This is a genomic window from Parashewanella curva (genome assembly GCF_003675895.1).
In the GTDB taxonomy this organism is placed as follows: Bacteria; Pseudomonadota; Gammaproteobacteria; order Enterobacterales; family Shewanellaceae; genus Parashewanella; species Parashewanella curva.
This window is the reverse complement of record NZ_ML014784.1, coordinates 24,820-45,519: the sequence shown is the minus strand read 5'-3', so window position 1 is coordinate 45,519 and position 20,700 is coordinate 24,820. Positions and strand designations below refer to the sequence as shown.

Annotated in this window: 8 protein-coding genes; 6 read left to right on the top strand and 2 right to left on the bottom strand. The window is 38.1% G+C overall.

Annotated elements, in window-relative coordinates:
- On the bottom strand, positions 1-120 hold a 120-nt coding region (locus D5018_RS12335; protein WP_207819292.1), incomplete at its 3' end, for a transposase.
- A gap of 416 nt (positions 121-536) precedes the next feature.
- Here D5018_RS12335 and D5018_RS12330 point away from each other — a divergent pair.
- The 6 genes from D5018_RS12330 to D5018_RS12305 all read left to right on the top strand — a co-directional run bounded on the left by D5018_RS12330 (position 537) and on the right by D5018_RS12305 (position 19,817).
- Complete coding sequence (locus tag D5018_RS12330; RefSeq protein ID WP_121839306.1) at positions 537-3,707, top strand: hypothetical protein; 3,171 nt, start codon at positions 537-539, stop codon at positions 3,705-3,707.
- 72 nt (positions 3,708-3,779) lie between these two features.
- A complete protein-coding gene (locus D5018_RS12325; RefSeq protein ID WP_121839305.1) occupies positions 3,780-6,965 on the top strand; it encodes a hypothetical protein in 3,186 nt (1,061 codons plus the stop codon).
- A 67-nt stretch (positions 6,966-7,032) separates the two neighbouring features.
- On the top strand, positions 7,033-10,230 hold the full coding sequence (locus tag D5018_RS12320) for a hypothetical protein (protein ID WP_133309285.1): 3,198 nt from the start codon (positions 7,033-7,035) through the stop codon (positions 10,228-10,230).
- Between the two features lie 68 nt (positions 10,231-10,298).
- Entirely contained in the window at positions 10,299-10,610 is a 312-nt protein-coding gene (locus D5018_RS12315; protein WP_121839303.1) for a hypothetical protein, read from the top strand.
- Between the two features lie 258 nt (positions 10,611-10,868).
- Positions 10,869-12,022, top strand: a protein-coding gene (locus D5018_RS12310) for an IS3 family transposase (protein ID WP_121839302.1) whose coding sequence is annotated in 2 segments (ribosomal slippage) — positions 10,869-11,118 and positions 11,118-12,022 — 1,155 coding nt in all. Because the reading frame shifts where the segments join, the coding sequence is not laid out codon by codon here.
- Between the two features lie 337 nt (positions 12,023-12,359).
- On the top strand, positions 12,360-19,817 hold the full coding sequence (locus D5018_RS12305; protein ID WP_121839301.1) for an AAA family ATPase: 7,458 nt from the start codon (positions 12,360-12,362) through the stop codon (positions 19,815-19,817).
- Here the strand turns inward: D5018_RS12305 and D5018_RS12300 are convergent.
- On the bottom strand, positions 19,783-20,574 hold the full coding sequence (locus D5018_RS12300) for a 4'-phosphopantetheinyl transferase family protein (protein ID WP_165905059.1): 792 nt from the start codon (positions 20,572-20,574) through the stop codon (positions 19,783-19,785). The genes D5018_RS12305 and D5018_RS12300 overlap by 35 nt on opposite strands.
- Between the last annotated feature and the right edge of the window lie 126 nt (positions 20,575-20,700).

The following is a 20,700-nucleotide window of genomic DNA, read 5'->3' as shown; positions in this document are numbered from 1 at the left end:
GACTTGTTTCAGTTCTTCGTCAACTGATTCATCAAAAACTGCCCTTCTGTATTTTGCTGGGAAAACTAGGTGATATAACAAAACAGTTACGTTATGACTCTTGTGTATAAACTCACTCATTCACCTATTTTCGCAGCAAGCTGCGGGGAATAAAACCCTCAGAGATTTAAAAAAATCAGAGTCAGCGATCAAGGCTGACTTTAAATCAAAAAAAGCTGGGTAACTGAGGTAACCTTTCACTGAAAAAGAAGCCAACACAGCGTCCTACCGTTAGATGGGTTTTTATCTGTTTTGAGGGGATACATGAGCTACATGTAAGCTCAGAAAGTCCAATAGTTGTAGGGCTTACAGATATGCAGCGAGGCTTACTCGAAATTTTGAATAAACCATATTTAGAGATTTATTCTTAAAAGTGCTGCGGAATATCGGTTTCATAGATGATACGACTCTTTCTTATAAAGCTATCCTATTAGCGATCTAAAGTCTCATTAGTTAAATTCAATATTAGACTGAATACTATAGCTTTGGAGTCATTGATGAGATTGCAAATATTTACATGTAGTGTAGTGTTATCGTTAACTACTCCTGCAATGGCATTACCTACACTATCGGAGCCTAATGATATTGTTCCTGTCTATCAGAATATTGTTGAAATTTTAAACACTAAAGATAACTCAATACTCGAATGCGCAGTAATTGAAGGTAAGCTTCAAGATTGTCAATCGAAAAATGTTGCTGGTTTAGATGCACCATATCGTGCCGTTGCCGCCGCAGGTACAACACAAACTCAAATGGTTTATGTTGCTGAAAAAGGAGAGGCTGGCTTATTTGGTTTTCAAACCGGTAAAGATGGACGTATTGCCCTTGATACAGCAGCAACAGATGTTCCAGCCTTTCCCTATGACCCATATTTTAATAAGGAAGGTCAGATTTTAGACATTAGACGCTCTAGCTTTAATCATTCTGGTTATCAAAATGTTTATGTTTCTCGTGGTTTTTTGGGTGACCCCACAAGCTACGGTAAGTTTAGTCGATTATCATTATCTGGAGAGCAGGCTAAAATTACGAATTTGACTGACTATGGTGGTGTGTTTTTACCCGTATTTTCTGTAACTCAGAGTGAAGGCAATGAATTTGATGATATTATAGGAGCTGGACAATATTGGGGGTATTCATCACTGACTAGCCCAAGATACCCTCTGTCTGGGTTGATAAAAAAAAATGGTCTGTTTAAAGAAAAAAATGTATCGGGGGGATCTGCAAAGACAGTTAAAACGATTCTTGATCCAGATATAGCTTCAATCGCTCAATTCAATGACAAGTATTGGATTACCTACAAAAGTCAAAGAAAGTTCACCCGTTTTGATACGTTTCCCAGTGGCGCGGCCGTTGATGAAAATAGCTATGACGCCCCTAATAACTCAAATGTTGAATTAAAAAGCGTTCAAACACGTACAGGCGATAAAACTGAAGTAAATAATTATGCGTTATTTGCAGATGACAATAAAATTGGAAATTGCACTGGCGAATCAGATTTTGAATGTACTGATGCTTTTAGGTATTTGGGGATTAATGCATTATTTGATGATACCGATATCAGTGATAAATCAAGTGTAAACGCAACCAGTCTAGGCGACCAGGGTGTAATTATTTTCTATAATTTAAACTACAGTCCAATTAATGCCAGTGAAGTTACACGTCAAATCACCATTCCTGAAAGCTTAAAATCGGCTATAAAAGGTTCATGTCTCTCTAAGGTTGACTTTGCTGAAAAGCCAAATGGTAATTCATATGATGAAAACTTTGCATGTGAACTTTTTTATGATTTTAGAGAATTAAGCAATACGCCTCCTATAAACGAAAGTTTTGATGTTGGTTTTGTTGTACATGGGCCATTTGGCGATGTACCTACAACCTTTACGTTCAATGTGGATTTGCCTACAAACATCCCACACTTGCAATTTGAGCATAATGGAACCGCGTTAGATCAGCTCAACCTGAACGCAGGGGATACAGGTTTCGTTGATGTGGCGTATATTTCTGATCAAAGCGACACTATAAGCCCCAATATTAGTTTTTTAAATGGTACTGATAATAGTAGCTTGTTCAGAAGTTACTTTACGGATACAGGCTGCTTATCAAGCAATGCTCAGCCATTGAAACCGGGAGAAAAATGTACGCTGAGTTACCATATTCCCGCTAACGTAAATAGCGTCAATTACACAATCAATTTGCATAACCCAGATGGTGTACCAGCTGATGCTGGAGTATTACCAGTAGCGCTTTCTTCCCAAGGTAATATCATTGCCCACTCGCCTTATGGAAATCAAAGTATTGAGCATTTATCAAGCCTACATTGGTTGAATATACACTCTGGTGGAACTGAAATCGTTCGTTTCACCAATGTCGGCGCAGCAGCAGTTCACAATTTTGATGTGTATTTTGTACAGCCCAAAGATAAACATATCCCCATTTTGCTCTCGGGATCTTGTGTAGATGATCCTACCCTTGTTATGGAGGCACTTGGTGGTCAGTGCGATTTAGTAATTAAGCTGAATACTAGCGCGTCTAATATCAGTGGTCGTTTCTCTTTATACGTCTTGGGAAATGCTATTAATAGTTATAGTATTCCAATCACAATAAATGATTTCCCACATGATAAAGGATTGGCGGTTGTAGACTCAAATACTGGGGCGTTGGGTAAAATAGAATTGAACCAAATGGCTAATGGTTATCTTACATTAACTAATTATACGGGTTACCCGATAACTGATTTGAGCATGTCATTTCCTCTTAAGCTTGCTATTTTTTACTATGTTGGGGATAAAGATAATACTATTGACTGCTTATCAGATAACTCCCCTAATCAAACCATGATCACAACCTTAGCGCCACTTGCAAGTTGTCGCCTTTATTATCATGTGCCTTCATCTTTTTCAGCTGAGCTGCAAGATCAGGAGCTGAATTTCCATTATACCGACACCAACTCATCAATAGAAAAGCATGAAGAAGAATCAATACATTTCACAAATCAACCAGCTCTTCGGGTAAGTGAACCAAGTGTCGATAGTTCATTTAGTTCTGTAAATTTAGATGCCTCTGTTCCACAAACTACGGTAATTTTCACCAATGAACTTAATTATAACATTAACAATTTAAGCTTGAGTTTTGACTCAGCTTTAAACGGCATTACCAGCAAGAATAGCTGCCAAAATAAACCTCTAGGCTCTAGCGAGACTTGCAGTGTAACCATAACCTTGGATGATAAAAAAGCGTTAATAGGTAAGTATCACATAGGGATGAAAGCGGATAACCTTGAAACCAAAAGTATTCCTTTAAATATCAATACGGCACAAACCGATACTGTTGAAATCGATAATCGAGGTGGTTATTCGATGTCGATTGACTACACCAAATACTATCCAAATACTGACGGTAAGGATAGTCACTGTCAATCTGGAGCTTGTTATGCTCTGGCATCAACAGGTTGGTTTACGAATCCTTTCAATAGCACCATTACTGGCGTTTCGGGACGCAAACTCATGATGTATATGATGGCAGGGACTTCGGTGCAATTACCATCGTGCGACGGTGGCAAAATTGTTTGTACAGGTACAACCCTCACTCCTTCATGTAAATATGTTGGGGATGGGACAAATAATTTAGGGGATGCGCAGAATCATTGCTTGCAGTACAATCCTAAATAGCAATTAAATTTGAAGTCGCATGGATGCCAAAACTATCTGAAGAATAAATTATTTATAGTTTTGGAGTCGAATATGAAACATCGTACCATACTGCTTTCATCTTTGCTGATGCTCAGCTCGAATGTATTGGCATTGCCCGATTTATCTGAACCAAACGACATTGTCAATGTTGGCAATAACAACATCGAAATTATTAATACTCAGGATAATTCGATCTTGGAGTGTGAAGATATAGGAGGAAAACTTCAAGGTTGTAAAACGACGACCGTCACTGGATTAGTGTCACCTTTTAGAGCTGTAGTGGCTAGGGGGGAAATCGGTTATCCCAGAGTATTTATTACGAAAAAAAATAGCAGTGAATTTTATTGGATCCCCATATCTCAATTGACTAACAAAATTCCTACAAATACCGCAGCAACCAAAATCAATACACCTGCAGAGGATGAGACATCAGAAAATATACTCGATATACAAAGTAGCCCTCTGCTTACCATATCTGGCAACCAATTTTTACAACGGTTCTATTTTTCAAAAACGCCTACTAACTCACACAATAATTTAGGACAATTCGGTTTTTTTAATCTGAATTTATCAGTCCTAAAAAATCAATATATAGTGAACAGCTGGTTTACAGACCCAGAAATACATATCCCAGCATTTGAGCTTGAACCCTCTGAAAATAGAGGTGAGTCAGAGCCACTGTATGGTATTGGTCATTTGGGTACATTACCCAACCAACTTAATCAATTGCGTCCTATTGGGGGAAACTTATTGTCCAGTACAGGTCACTTCGATTCGAACACCTCTCTAGGAAACACAAGCTTAGACTCTGATGTCGCTTCGATTGCAAAGGTGGATGATAAGTTTTGGATTACCTACAAAAGCAACAAAAAATTTACCCGCTTCGATTCATTTCCCTCTGGAGATAAAGTCAATGAGGATTCATACCATGCGCCAAGTAATGCCAATGTGACACTCAGAAAGATAATTTCGGCCTATGGAAATCCCATTAAAGTGTTCACCAACTATTTTGCGGTGTTTGCCGATGACAATAAAGTGGGTGATTGTACTGGCGCAAGCGATTTTATTTGCATAGATGCCTTTCGATATCTCAATGTCACGTTATCTATGGATGATTATAACGATGTTCCAGCACAAAGTTTGACAACCAATAGTTTGAGTGATCATGGTGTACTGATCTTCCATAATTTAAACTACAGCCCGTTAAATGCGAATGAAATATCAAGACATATTGTGATCCCTGATAGTCTGGCAAGTGCGTTTAGTGGTAGCTGCCTAGATAAGGTCGACTTTTCAGCCAAAAGAGATGCTGATGAGGATGGAAATGATACCTGTACCCTGAATTTTGACTTTAGAAATCTTCATTCATTTACTCCAATCCAAGAAAGCTTTGATGTGGGGTTTAGTGTTGACGGTTCATTTGATCCTGTACAAACCAACTTTCACTTTAATATCGATCTTCCTAGTTCCGTTGCAAATTTTCGTTTTACTCAAAATGGTCAATCATTATCCAATCTTGTACTTAATGCGGGTGACTCGGGCACGCTTAACGTAGATTATTCTAGCAATATTGTTGGACAACATTCACAGCCTCAAATTAGCTTTTTAAAAAATGGACTGAATGATGCTACCTTTCAAGGGTTCTTTGAGAACACTGGTTGCCTTGCAGCAAATCCACCAGCACTTAGCGATGGTGAGCATTGTACGTTAACTTACCATATTCCTGCTGGGATTAATGACGGTAACTATAGCCTTAAATTAGCAAACTCTGATGATGTGCCTGCGGCTTTAAGCCACTTGTCTGTGAATGTATCTGCGCGAGGTTATGTCGTTCCGACTTTACTCAATATTCCTCAAGAGCACTCCGCGGTTGACATTGTCCAAGGGATAAATCTACAGCCGGGAGGTTCAGCGTACTTGCGGTTTAGAAACGTTGGTGGTGAATTGGCTCATAATGTTATTACTCTTATCTCTCAACCTGATCAAGATCCACCAATAATCTATTCAGGGAGCTGTACCAGTAAAATCAACTTAGTGACTGACGGCTACTGTATTTTAGTATTGCAAATTGATAGCAGAGCAACCGCTATTGGCAGATACCATATCCAAATTAGAGGTGACGATATTACATCATACGATTTGCCAATTACTGTAGGGGAGCTGCCTGCCTATAAAAGACTCGGTGTCACAGATTCGAATACAGGACTTTATGGTCAAGTGTCATTAAGTCAAGATTCTTCTGGTTACATAAACATTACGAATTACGCCAATTATCCGATAAGCAATTTAATGATAAACTTGCCAGAGTTGACTCTGAGTTCCTCCAGCTCACAAAATGAGGCGCACATTTTTTATCAAAATTCAGATGACCCATTAAGCTGTACTAAAAATAGTGATCGAGAGTATTCTGCATCATTAAATAAGTTTGAAAGCTGCCGCTTGTATTATCGAGTTAATGGCCAAGTCACCACAGTTCCTCAAGATGCTATGATTCATTTTAGTTATCAGAGTCAGAGTGGCGAAGCCCAAGAAGAGTATCAATCTCTGCATTTCACCAATCAACCAACACTGAGGGTAAGCTTCGATAAAGTCGGTGTGGGACTGAGTCACATAAAATTAGATGCATCAACACCCGAAACCACCTTGGTGATATCCAATGACCAAAATTACGCCCTCAAAAACTTAAACATAAGTTTATCTGAGAGCCGTATTGCAAGTATTCTCAGCGAAAATAATTGCCCAAGTAAGTTGGATGCAGGTAAGTCTTGCTCTCTTAAACTCAGTCTTGATGATGAGCACCCATTTCTTGGAAATTATCAGCTGGTAATTCACGCTGATAATCTGCGCTCAGAAACTGTCCCGATTTCGATTGAGCAAGCTCCGACCGATCAGGTGCAAATTGATAATCGTGGTGGGTATGCCATGTATGTTGGCTATACCAATTATCACGCAAATAAAAACGCTGATGACAGCAGTTGCCATTTTGGTGCTTGTTATGCTAAGTCTTACACCGGCTCTTATACCAATCCATTTGATAGTCATATCACAGGTGTTTCAGGTCGTGATATTGAAATGCATATGATTTTGGGAACTTCCGTAACCTTACACTCATGTGATGGTGGCAAGATAATTTGTACTGGGACAACATTAAACCCGTATTGTCGATACTATGGAACGGATCACCCGTCAAAGCAAAACCAATGCTTAATGTACAATTCGAATTCATCTTCACGTTAAAGTAATACTGATCAGCATGGATGGTTTATCTAATTACAGTGATATGTAATTTAAGATGTAGGAGTCTATGATGAAAGCTAAGACATTCTTGTTCCTTGCAGCCTTTTCAATATGCCATCAAGCGTTGGCACTTCCCGATTTATCTGAACCTAATGACGTTTTACGAACGAGTTGGGATAATGTCATAGAAATCATTAATACTCGTGACAGTACCATTTTAGAATGTCGACTCATTGCTGATAAGCTGCAAGGGTGTAAAAGTAAAACAATTTCGGGATTACATTCTCCATATCGAGCGGTAATGCCGCCGAATTTGTCACGCTGGTTTAGGATCTTTGTAACTCAAAAAGACACGAGTAATATTTTTTCATTTAGGCCTGAAGCTAACTCAGGAATGATTGACGCCAATACAACTGCAACACGTGTAACCACTTCTCCTTTTGATGGCGATGATGGAAAAATATTGGATTTACAGGGTAGTCAAGTGACAGTACCCGCATATAAGAGTCCTACAGATACCATTAGAGATACCTTTTATTTAACGCGAGAAACACCAAACTCAGCAGGGCAGTTTAGTTCAGTCACTTTTAACATTTCAAATGATAATCAAACGCTTGAGATGCAAAATTATCCTAAATACACATTACCTGTTTTCGATTTAGTACTTTTAGATGCCTTTTATAACGATCATATTATCGGGCTTGGAGATGTTGGAGACCCACAACCTAGCTTAAAAAGTCTGTATCCCTTTTCCAGTAAATTAAACCCTGATGGCCACTTTGTAGAACAAAGTAATCAAGGTGGTAATCAACAACAAGTAAAAACAGCTTTTTCTTCAGATGCATATTCAATTGCAAAGGTTAATGGAAAATATTGGGTGACTTATAAAACCAAGAAAAAATTTACCAAGTTTGATTCATTTCCAACAGAAAAAGCTGCTGATGAAAACTCCTATCAAGCCCCTGAAAATTCGCATGTAACCATAAGACAAGTCGTAACACAACCGGGTCCCTTCTTTTATAACCTCGCTGTTTTTGCCGATGATGATAAAGTGGGAACGTGCACTGGCAGTGATGATTTAATATGCACTGATGCATTTCGATATTTGGGCACTCAGCTTTCTATTAACGACGGTAATGATACAGCTCAAACCAGTTTTAGTTCAAACAGCTTAGGTGATCATGGCCGTTTGATTTTCCGAAATCTTAACTATAGCCCTTTAAATATTAATGAACTTAAAACAGATTTTAATATCCCAGATGAGCTAAAATCAGCATTCAGTGGTTCTTGTCTCGATAAAGTGGACTTTTCTCCTAGATCAGATGAAGCCATTTCTGGAAATGATGCTTGTACACTCGATTTTGATTTTCGAAAATTAACCAACCTACAACCTATTAGTGAAAGCTTTAATGTAGGGTTTTCTGTCATTGGCCCTTTTGGTAATGTGCCGACTCAATTTCATTTTAATATTGATTTACCCGCTTTTGTATCAAACTTTCAATTTGAGCAAAATGAAAACCCGCTTTCTCAGCTACATTTAAATGCCGGAGACAGTGGCGATATCAATGTGGTGTATTTTAGTAATAATGATGAAACCCAAACCCCGGAATTGAGCTTTTTAGATGATAATAAAGACAGCCAACTGCTCAGAAGTTACTTTGCCGATATCGGCTGTTTATCACCATCAGCACCACAATTAGCCTCTGGTGAAAAGTGTACCTTGAGATATCGAATTCCAGCAGCAGCAGTGAGCAATCAAAACTATAGTCTAAAATTAAACAATTCTAATCAGATTCCTACTGGATTAGATACATTAAATATTGATGTATCTTCATCAGCAAATATCATTGCTCACTCTCCTTATGGTAACCATAACAATGAAACATTAAGTCGTTTGAGCGGTGTCAAATTGCAACCTGGCAGTTCAACAACCATTCGATTTACCAATGTCGGTGCAGCAACAGCCCATCATTTCAATGCCGTGTTCACTCAACCTAACAGCCCTATCCCATTAACCTTAACTGGCGATTGTACTCATCATCCTGATTTAGAAGCTTTAGGAGGAAGTTGTGATTTAACCCTGACAATGGCGAATGACACCAGCGTGAACGGTAAATACGAAGTACAAATGTCAGCGGATGACTATACAGGGTATGACATACCTGTAGTGATAGGTGCCTTTTCCTTTGATAGAGGTATAGGTGTAAGTGATGGTCATAACGGCTTGCAAGGTACTGTAAATATCGCTCAGACGGCGCAAGGTTACTTAAAAGTGACTAATTACACAGGCTATCCATTGGATGATCTGACTATCACCTTGCCTGATCTAAAACTGTCATCCCACTTAATTAAACCTTCTAAAAGTATATTTTATGAAACGAATGCGGGGAACTTACCTAGTTGCATTCATGGTACTGGCGAAGCAGGTGACTATCATGTTTCATTAGATCAACTTGCTAGCTGCGAAATCGCTTATCATGTTTATGAGGGTGTTACAGCTGAGCAACCTGATGCAAATATTGTTTTCAAATACCCAAGCGAACAAAACACTACAAGCTTAACTGAAATGCAAGCCATTCATTTGACCAATCAAAATGCAGTAGTCGTGAGTTATGACCAAGAAAAAGATGACATAAGTAGCATTACTCTAGATGCATCTCGACCTTCAACGAAAATATCGATTACCAACAACTCAGGTTACACAATTAATAATTTAACCCTTACCCCATCAAGCAAAGTCCTTGGAGTAGTCAACAAAACTTCATGCCAAAATCAATCTTTAAAAAATGGTCAGTCGTGTGAAATTAGTTTAAATCTTGACGATCAAAACCCTCTTCTTGGTGATTATGTCATAGAGTTAAACGCTGACAACTTGCAAAGCAGAATCATACCATTTTCGATAAAATTAGCGCATACCGATAATGTAGAAGTCGATAATCGTGGTGGTTATTCAATGTCTATCGATTATATAAATTTTCATCCCAATACCGATGGTAACGATGGCGAGTGCAAATCAGGCCCGTGTTATGCTAAAAGCTCTACTGGTTGGTTCACTAATCCATTTAATAGCCATATTACGGATGTTTCAGGGCGTGATATTACCATGTATATGATGCTTGGGACTTCAGTGACCTTGCCTTCTTGTAACCAAGGGAAAATTGTGTGTACCGGGACGACCTTTGGACCAGATTGCCATTATGTTGGTGATGGTTCCGGAAATAATGGAACGCCTCAGAATCAATGCTTGCAGTACAACCCAAAATAAAAAAATTGAAGTAGCAAGGATGCCAAAACCATATGAAAAATTGGTGATTTATAGATTTGGAGCCGTAAATGAAGCATCGAACAATACTGTTTTCATCTTTGCTGATACTCAGCTCCAATGCCTTGGCATTGCCAGATTTATCTGAACCCAATGATATTGTCAACGTTGGTAATAATGCCGTTGAAATTATCAATACCAATGATAATTCGATATTAGAGTGCAACGTAGTTAGTGCTAAGTTGCAAGGATGCAAAAGTACCACTGTAAGCGGATTAGTATCACCATATCGAGCGGTAATAGCCAAAACACTTCCAAATGTTTCTCAGGTCTTGGTTACACAAAAAAATAGTGGTGAAATTGATAGTTTTATCATCAAATAAATAATCCCCGCAGCAAGCTGTCTTCGCTTCGCTCAGACTTTCGCAAGCGAAAGCGGGGTATTAACATTGCCTCTTTGAATTACAAACCGCAGCGAGCTGCGGGGAATTGAACCCACAGAGATTAAATCGGTTTTATTTATCAGTAAAGCCCATTGCTCAGATTGAGGAGTTCAGTAAATTCGGTTACATTACGCTTGATGCGCCCCAGAAATAGTGGACACCGGATTAAGTGAGTATAATCACTAATCGAGGTGACCAATGACAACAACAAAAAAGAACCGTAAAACTTATTCAACCGAATTTAAAACAGAAGCATTAGCTCTCGCTGAAAGATTCGGTGTTTCCACAGCAGTCAAACAACTCGGTGTTTATGAATCACAACTTTATGGTTGGCGCAGCGCATCACAAAAGAAAGCAAAAATGACTCAACGAGAAGTCGAGTTAGAAGCCGAAGTTGCTAAGTTAAAACGTCAACTTGCTGAACAAACAGAGGATTTAGCCATCTTAAAAAAGGCGGCTACCTACTTCGCCAAAAATCAAAAGTAGCCCGTTTCGAATTTATGCTGGAGCATCAACATCAGTTTAAGCTCCAGCGTATGGCTATCACTTTAAATGTGTCACGAAGTGGGTATTACATATGGCGCAAAACCGACAAAGAGCCAAGTTCTCGCAAGCAACGGCGTTTGGTTATTGATAAACAGGTCAAAGAAGCGTTTGATAAAAGCAAACAGCGTGATGGAGCAAGACGGATCCAGAAAGAGCTTGAAGATAATGGTGAGCGGGTTAACGTAAAAACAGTATCAGCTAGCATGAAACGACAAGGGTTAATAGCTAAAGCGGCCAAGAAGTTTAAAGTCACAACAGACAGCAAGCATTCTATGCCAATAGCCCCTAACTTATTAAAACAAGACTTTACGGCGACTGCACCTAATCAAAAATGGGCTGGAGACATCATATATTTATGGACAAGTGAAGGTTGGCTTTACTTAGCGGTGATAATTGATTTGTACTCACGCTCAGTGATTGGCTGGTCAATGCAGAAAACGATGACAGCAGATTTGGTTTCAGATGCACTAACAATGGCATTATTTAGGCGTGACCGACCGAAAGGCGTTATCGTTCACAGCGACCGAGGAAGCCAGTATTGTTCTAAACAGTACAGGAACTTGATTGAAAAGGATCAGCTTCAGCAAAGTATGAGTCGCAAAGGTAACTGTTGGGACAATGCTTGTGTAGAAAGCTTCTTTCACTCACTGAAAGTTGAAGCGGTTCAATATGAACCAATTATGACTCGTAAAGAAATGAGACAAGCTGTTTTTGAATACATTGAGGTTGACTATAACAAGACTAGAAGGCACAGTGCGTTAGGCTATCTTAGCCCAGAAAATTATGAGCTTACAAACAGTGCTTAATTTTGTGTACACTATAAGCGGAGCGGATCAACCAATTCAAGAAGAATGAAGTTTAATGGATTAAATTAATCGAAGTAACGACAGCTGTCTATGTCGGTCAACGAAAGATAAATAACAGGGATAATCTGAAGTCATTAAACATCAGAAATTGGGACGCTCGACTAAAAGATTAAATTTAATATATATTTTATGCTAATTTTCTATTTCAAAAATTACCAAACCTGTTTAACAAAAACAATTTTGTTCAATATTACAGATTGAGATAAATAAACGTTAATCATATAACAGTTCAATAGGTTATACACTAAAAGGTAAACGTTCATCGATATAGCTTTAAATGCTCGGCAGCATAAACCAAACAAGTATTACTAACCACTTTTCTAACAACACAGAGCCTGAGTTGCAAGTTAGCAACCCATGTAGTGAAGTAACAACCGTAATTTTTGATGAAACAGAAACCACTCCTCTATCAAATATTCCAAGAAGTGAGTCCACTGCTACGCTTTTTTCTAGCGAAGTGTCATCAGAGAGAATTGCAGACACCCCAAAGTTATCAACTAAGGTATTTCCGTCATCATCTGTCTATACAATAAGAGATGAAGAAGATAAATTAACCGTTATTGACCATTGTCGTAGTTCCATTCCAAACGCCACTGTGATCAACATACTCTCACCATTAGATTTTAATGATAATGGACTAACAGAAGAAGTTTGTATCAATACTGATGGAGTTATTACTGAAAGAGTCGGAAAATTGTATGACGGTAGGCCTGCAATTTTAATGATCGATCTTACTGTTATGTCTCCCTCACAAGTAGCAAGTATGAATGATGTACTTGATTCGCCTCCAACATTAGGTGGAAACCCCCTAGGGGGTAAAATTACTAGAGTAATACTTGTAAACAAAAAAATGCTAAAGTCAGGAGAAGGCAACCCTGGGGAAGACTGCTGGCGTCGTCTAAACAAATTTGAGTCGCATCATAATATAGCGACACTTGAAACACTAAACCCCAAATGCTCTGTTCCAGTGCTAGAAAAATGTTTAGCGGCTTCTCATAGCCTGTTACAAGCTTCACCTAAAAACTCAGTTCACCAGCACGCTCCTTCACCACGAACTACCGATAAAAGCAATACCATATCAGTAAACCCTAAGGATCAACTTCCACAAAAAATTACCATAGATTTTTCGACTGATGAATGGCAAATGTTACTTTATGGTGGACTAACCATAGATGAAAAAGGGAAATGTTATTTTAAAAAAGGCTATTTGAGTGAATTAGAAGATGGAACTGTATTGATTTTTAAAAATGCGCCTTGGGATTCTAAACCTTTTATATACAAATTACGTGAATGCCTGATAACAGGTCATTTTTCAGCAAATGGACAATTATTTTTCTTACCCAAAGATATAGTCATTATCAGAGATGATACAAGCGCCCAGCAATTAGAAGCGCTAAAAAGCCAATTCATCGACAACTGTAATGATACATCTTTAGCAACACCAACATTACAAAAATTATCCACACATTTAAAATCATGGCTTACAGAAAGAAAAGTTCCAACCAGCGTTGCAACTGGCATTGTGTATTTAAACAGTTCTAATATTGATGTAGTTTTATCCGATATTCAAATCAAAAACGGCAAACCTGTTTTTCATGATACTTTTTACGAGCTCATTTGCAACAAAGCAGTATTGTGCATCACAAGTGATCTTTCTATAAATCAATGGTTACGACTTTTAACTCGATTAAGCCAGTATACAACTAGACCTAAAACGATCATTTTAAATAAAAGAAGTGTTCTCCCTCTTCCCAGAAATCATGCAAACGTCATAGTGAACTGTTTGCACTTTTCAAGTCAGGCTAAGTCTTATGCCCAACTTGATAAACATTCACTATGTTACCGTATTTCAGCAAAAGAAGATTGGGAAAGCTTGTGGCAGGATTTAAGCTTAGAAAGCCAAGAAAACTTTCAATTTAAACAAACTCAAACTCCATTGTTTGAGGCATTGATAGCTGGACAAAAAATTACCCTATTAGGCGCCGAGAAAAACCTCAAAATTCTATCCCAACTGGAAACACTGTTCGCTACCCCTCCCTACTTATTTTTACACGGAAAAAGGTACGAATTACCTAAAGCACAAGTTTCTGTTCATTTAGTAGTTAATCCAAAACAAATAGAACACTTGCCTAACCTATTTAAATTCAAGTGTGAGCATGTCCGAATTCATGGAAAAAAAAATAGTTTTAAAATACCTTGGGGGAAAAATCCCCAAGCTTTTTATCAATTATTAGAAAAATTGCCAACAAGTGTTTTAAGGACATATCCGGCAATACCGCCTTGGTCGGCATTAGAATTTACACAAGTTTTTTCAAAACAACTCAAAATTGAAATGGAGCAGGATCATGCTTCTTCTTGTACTAACTACCACCGCAGAAGAGCGTTACATTCAATAATAATTCGTGCTTATCGAGGAGATAGAAATGTCTATAACTATTTAAAAGTCTGCACAGCATTAATTTATCCTGACAAAGCCACCGAAAAACATATAGACAGAACAAGGTTGCGAATGTGGATGGCAGAAAACCAGCCGCTCACCAAAGAATCTATATCAAAAAATTATTGGTCATTAGTTAGACACTGCCCCTTAACACTTTTCAGAAAAAGCGTAGAAAGTCAATGGTTTAGAAAACCATCCGAATCTGATATACATACTTTACTTAGGTGCTTACGTGCCGCAGCTACGCCAACACAAGTAGAACAACTTAATTTCATTGCATCTGGACTCACTGCCATCACAGCTCCTAAAACCAATTCGATACTATTTTCACAACTTCGTGACGCGCTTTATGTTGCGAGACAAAGACGTCACTTTAGTGCTCCTATATCTACCCATGCAATGGATTTAATACCAGTCATTGAAGACTTGATTGGTCTTTTTCAATCTCATAGCAATGAAGCTAGAGCAAAATCGCCTTACCCTAAAATGCTACAAGGGTTATTAAGTGCACATATAGAAGGGCTATTTGAGAGCGATTTATCAGATCTAGTTGAAGATATATTACTTAGTGAGCAAAATCACTTAATCAGAGAGAAAAGGCGACTGCACCGGCTCTGTAATCGAATAAAAAATCATCCTATCGTTTTCCTTCAGGGAGTAGCTGGAGCAGGAAAAAGCCATCTTGCACATGCCGTTTCTTATCAGCTAGCAAAACAAGACTCTGATTTCGCGCACTTAAATACGCCTCTTGTCATAAGCCTTGGCCCTGAAACAACCATTGAACATTTATATGGTAAACAGCAAAAACTAGATAAAGAAAGCGGTGATTCATATACTAAATTCGTAGAAGGACCTGTATTAAAATGGGCAAAAGATGAAAAGCCGCAAATATTGATTTTAGATGAAGCTAACTTAGCTAAAGAAGGCGTTTTAGCTTTGCTTTCTGGACTGTGCAAAGACCCAAAGCAATTATGCTATCACGGTGTCGTTTATCCTCTTACAAATAAGCATAGAGTTATTTTAACTGGCAATCCTGATTATTACTCTGGCCGACACATGGACACAGAAATCAGTGCTTGTATACTCACAATATACTGCAGGCCACTTTCTGATAAAACGCAAGCTAGATGCATCGTATTGCCTTCATTACCTACAAACTGGAATACTGAGCTTAGGTCTCATACATGCAAACTCGTCTTAGAAACTTTTAACAAAATAGCACCTCTCATTTCTGAAGGGCTATCACCAAGAGACTTACACGAAGTATTAACCCGAATCACATTTACGTTAAGCTTGGCAAACTGTCACTCTCCAACTCACGAACAAATCAACGCCATAGTATTCGATGCTTTTCAAGATACTATAGAAGCTGCTGTCTTACCCAAAAGCCAAACCGCTCTTGTTGCACTAAAAGAAACGCTATTGAAAAAATACCCATGTGATGGTGCACTATTAGAAGCCAAAGAGAAAAAATTTAACGCATTTTATCAGGATCTAGTAAACCAAAATCCAAGCCTTGACTTGAGAAGCCAACCGATTAAAAACTTAATTCGATATTACTGGGCATTTATAGAAAAAAGAGGCGTATCTTCAGGTTTTGACAAACATGGTTTCATAGTGCAAGGGCCAGCAGGTTGGGGAAAAGACAAACTCCTAAAAGCTGTTTTAGATTTTAAAGATGAAAAAGGGCAAACTAAATTAGAATATATTCATATCAATGCAAGCCCTGAGGGATGGGAAAAATCCCTCCGAAAAATCTATGAAGCTATGAATGAAGGAAAAACACTTATTATAAGCGAGCTTAATTTACTCCCGAGTGAACTCATAGAAGGTCTTTTTAATGAAGTACTGACTTCAGCTACTCATCCAAATTTTTTATTTTTTGCCACAATTAATCCACCAACCTTCGAAGGTCGAGCACCTTTATCTCAAGCGTTAACCAATCGATGTGTGAATGTATACCTTGAACCTCTTAGCACCTCTGAATTAACAAGTATATTGTTAAGAAAACATCCTAACTCAGAAGAAGCTATTTCATGGCTAATGAAAAGGTATGAAGTTGTATCTAAAGAGCTTCTAAAGCAAAAGTCACCTTTCTCTATCACACTTGAGGACTTGTTGTTCATAGCTTCAGTGCTGGTAATACACACGGAAGATAAATGGCCCGATTGCTTTGAAAAAAAATTCAACTTAACAATGCAATCAATCGATTTGAATAAAGAGTCACTAGAAACCTTAATAAAAAAACAATTCAGTACGCGTGAGAGTCAACCAAAGGATACAAAGAAGCAAGAAGCCGAATTTAATGAAAAATCAGCACCTAGAAAAATGGCTCAATTCGACCGAACTAAAAAACTGCACCCAATGAATTCCCATACTCAGGTATATTCTAGTCATAGCAAAAGACATGATATAGCAGTCTCCCCTACTCAGGCTGAATCAGATATTCATGCCACAGATATTGCTGACACCCAAATACAGATAGTAGAACACACAGAAAAACAGATAACAGAACCCGAAGGAGATCCCTTTCTCACTCCTGTTGAATCAGGTATTCATGCCACAGCTATTGATGGCACCGAAACACAAAAAGTAGAACAAACAGAAAGTCCCTCCCTAACTCAGGTTGAATCAGATATTCATACCACAGCTATTGCTGACACCGAAATACAGATAGTAGAACACACAGAAAAACAGATAACAGAACCCGAAGGAGATCCCTTCCTCACTCCTGTTGAATCAGGTATTCATGCCACAGCTATTGATGGCACCGAAACACAAAAAGTAGAACAAACAGAAAGCCCCTCCCTAACTCAGGTTGAATCAGATATTCATACCACAGCTATTGCTGACACCGAAATACAGATAGTAGAACACACAGAAAAACAGATAACAGAACCCGAAGGAGATCCCTTCCTCACTCCTGTTGAATCAAATATTCATGCCACAGCTATTGATGGTGATGTAACGTCCAATTCCCAATTAACAATCCCTTTATACTTTAAAAATGAGCGTTACAGTTTTGACTATTATCGTATTCAGGTAAATGAGCTGGCTATTATTGATGGTGAGATTGGGTTAGTAAGCTACTCACATAGCAAAGAATATCTAGAGTTTGCAGAAGATATAGAAACAGAAATACCTTTTATTCTAGGTAGGCCATTCAGCGAGAGGCCACACCAAGAGCTTGAGCCTGATGAAGAGTTGGGAAGCGGTAGATTCAAATTATCAACTTCAAATTGGACAATTTTACCTACACTGCAAACTGACTCTGTACTCATATCACTTCAAGCAAGAGAAGGCGTTGAATTAGTGTCTGCGAGGCATAAGATCTCTGGTCAATGGCTAATCAAACTTGCCCCAAACACGCAACCAGAAACACAAACGCTCACCATTGATTTTACAATACTGCAATTGGGGCTTTCTGATCAGCATATTCAAGGACTAGAGCAGTTATCTTTGCTCGACTCACCATGCCCTGAAGAAATAAAACGAACGCTAGATGCGCAAATTTTTAATCTGAAAGATCAGCATAATAAAGCTATCACTAAACTCCAGGAGATCCATGCATTAGAACAACCGGAGCAACAACTGTGTGAATTAATATCCTTCTTTGAAGATTTCGGTACCAGCCAAAACATTACAGGTCGCAACATTGATATACTGGTATCATCCATCACAACAAAGCAAGGTACATGTCGGCATCGTGCTTGGGGTTTTCACCTTATTTGCCAATATCTAGGAATTAAGACTCGGATAGTTTCAAACGATGCACATGCTTTTATTGAAGTTGGCGTGGAAGAAGAAAGCCTATGGCGTAGAGTTGACTTGGGCGGAAAAGATGCAACTCTAGAATTTGTTCAATCTTCATTCATCGATATATTGCCACCACAAAATATGGAGAAATTAAATACCCGCCTTCAGCTTCTAAAAGCACTGAATGATGCTAATGAACCGGAAGATGCACCTGATGTAACAAAAGCTCCAGTACTTACTGAGTTATCATCTATTCAATTTGAAGCAGAAGTTGATAGAACTGAACATGATATTACCAGCAGTGAAGTTCTTGCTAATGCATATATTGAGTCAAAAGCACCCGATGATCAGCAGTACCTGTCAGCATTGTTAAGAATATTAAAAAACAAAAAAAATATCTTTAATTTTACTGACAGAGCAGATTTCTTGAATAGTTGCCACAAATCAACGTTTTTCACAAAAAACAACAATCTGATGATAAGACTTTTACCTGACATTTTTTCAATTTGGCACAGAAATAAGCCTGAATATAGTGCAGAATTTCCTGAAGAAACAGCTAGATCCCAAAAGAGTGCAGCACAAGTAATTTCATACTACCTAATTCAAATAGCAGCATTATACAAAAATAATGAAATAACCGATGAGTGCTTTTTAACCTTCAATGAAGCTTGCTTAACGTTATTCGAATCAAAACTGATAAGCATAGGTCTAATTTTACCTTTTTTGGAACATTTATCCCTTTACTCGAAACATAAACAAAGAGCTGAAGCACTCTTAGAGCAGTTTTATGACTCTCTCTTGTGTCAACAAGTTCTGCCTGAAAACATAAAGACACTTCGCAGTTTTCAAGATTCTAATACGAGATTCTGCGCTAAATCTGAAACCCTTGAACAAAAACTCCAGAGCACAAGGATTTCATCAAATTGGAAATGGACACATACCAGTTCTTCAATTCCAAATTATCCGCGCTTGGCAAGAAGACAACCACCTTATCTACATGCTGAACACGAAACAAGCATTAAGCCTGCCGTATTATGTTTACCACTGTATAGTGCTCATGAATGCGATTATATTTTTATCCACCATTTAAAATTGCATAATATACTTTACCGAAGGGGTCGGGGGACACCATCTGGGCATATTAGTTTTATGCAATTTTATAACATCAGAAAAATGATTATAGAAAGTTATTGCAAGTACTTAGCCAAACAGGTTATTTCAGAAAATGGTTTCTGCATAATTACTGCACCATGCAATATAAAAAAAGACAGAGGTTGGCTTTGGATAAAGGAAGGACAATACCCAATGCAGTATGATACTGATACACTGGCGTCATTAATCCACAGAACTGAAGTAGACAGTATCTTAGATTACGCCTCTGAGAGCTTGCAATTAAATACAGAACGACTTGAAAAAGCATTAAAACATTCTAGTTTCGCCATTATTCAACAGAATACATTCCAACAAGGCTTGGATGAATATTTAGCTAATATTGATTGGAATATTATTCATCGGGAATTGGAAAATAGCCGTGATTAGAACCCGTATATTTTACACTGAGCGCAAATCGAAACACATCATCAAGTTTTCCTAAGTAACAAACCCAGCTCGTTTTTTTCGATAGAGGATCATTATTAACAATTACTGGAACCTTAAAAAAACCACTTGGTTCTTGAACACCAAAGAAATCATAACTAAAACTGGTTAAATCTGTTGCTAACCCCTTTCCAGTCGCTTTGATAAATGACTCTTTACATGCCCATAAATCAAAAAATCGTTGTCGTTGTTCCTTCTCGCAGGCTAACGCTTGCAATTGCTTTAATTCAAGCTCAGAAAAGTAGCGTTTGGCTATTGTCATCACATTGGTATTAGATCTTTCTCGCTCAATATCGACACCAAAAGCAAATGGTTGATTATCTGGTTTTCTATGAGTAATACCAATTAACAACCACTCACCACTGTGACTAAGATTAAATTCAATATGTTGGAAACGACTCGGTTGATTTTTAATATAAGGTTTGCCGTACTTGAGTTTGTCAAACTTCCATTTGTTTGGCTCAAACTCCGCAATGTTATGTCGTTGGCTATAATCAGACAGAACTTGTCTTAGGCTCGCCCTAACCCATAGGGCATGTTGTTTCATTTCACTAGTTCGAAAACCATTAACACGCTCTAATTCATCTTTAGTGAGTAACTCTATGAAATGCTGTTGTTGTGAATCTGATAATTGAGATTGTTTCAAAAAGTGCAATTCAATTTTTTGAGCATTTTTGTAAACGACAATATCCTTGCGCATGTTTTTGTCCCACATGATTGTATCAAAGCCAAAGCTAAGGTAATCTTCACTTCTCCAAATTTAAGAATTGTATTTTAACGTCTCTTAAAAAATTTGTCCCAAGAGTTTATTACAAGGCAAAAGTTA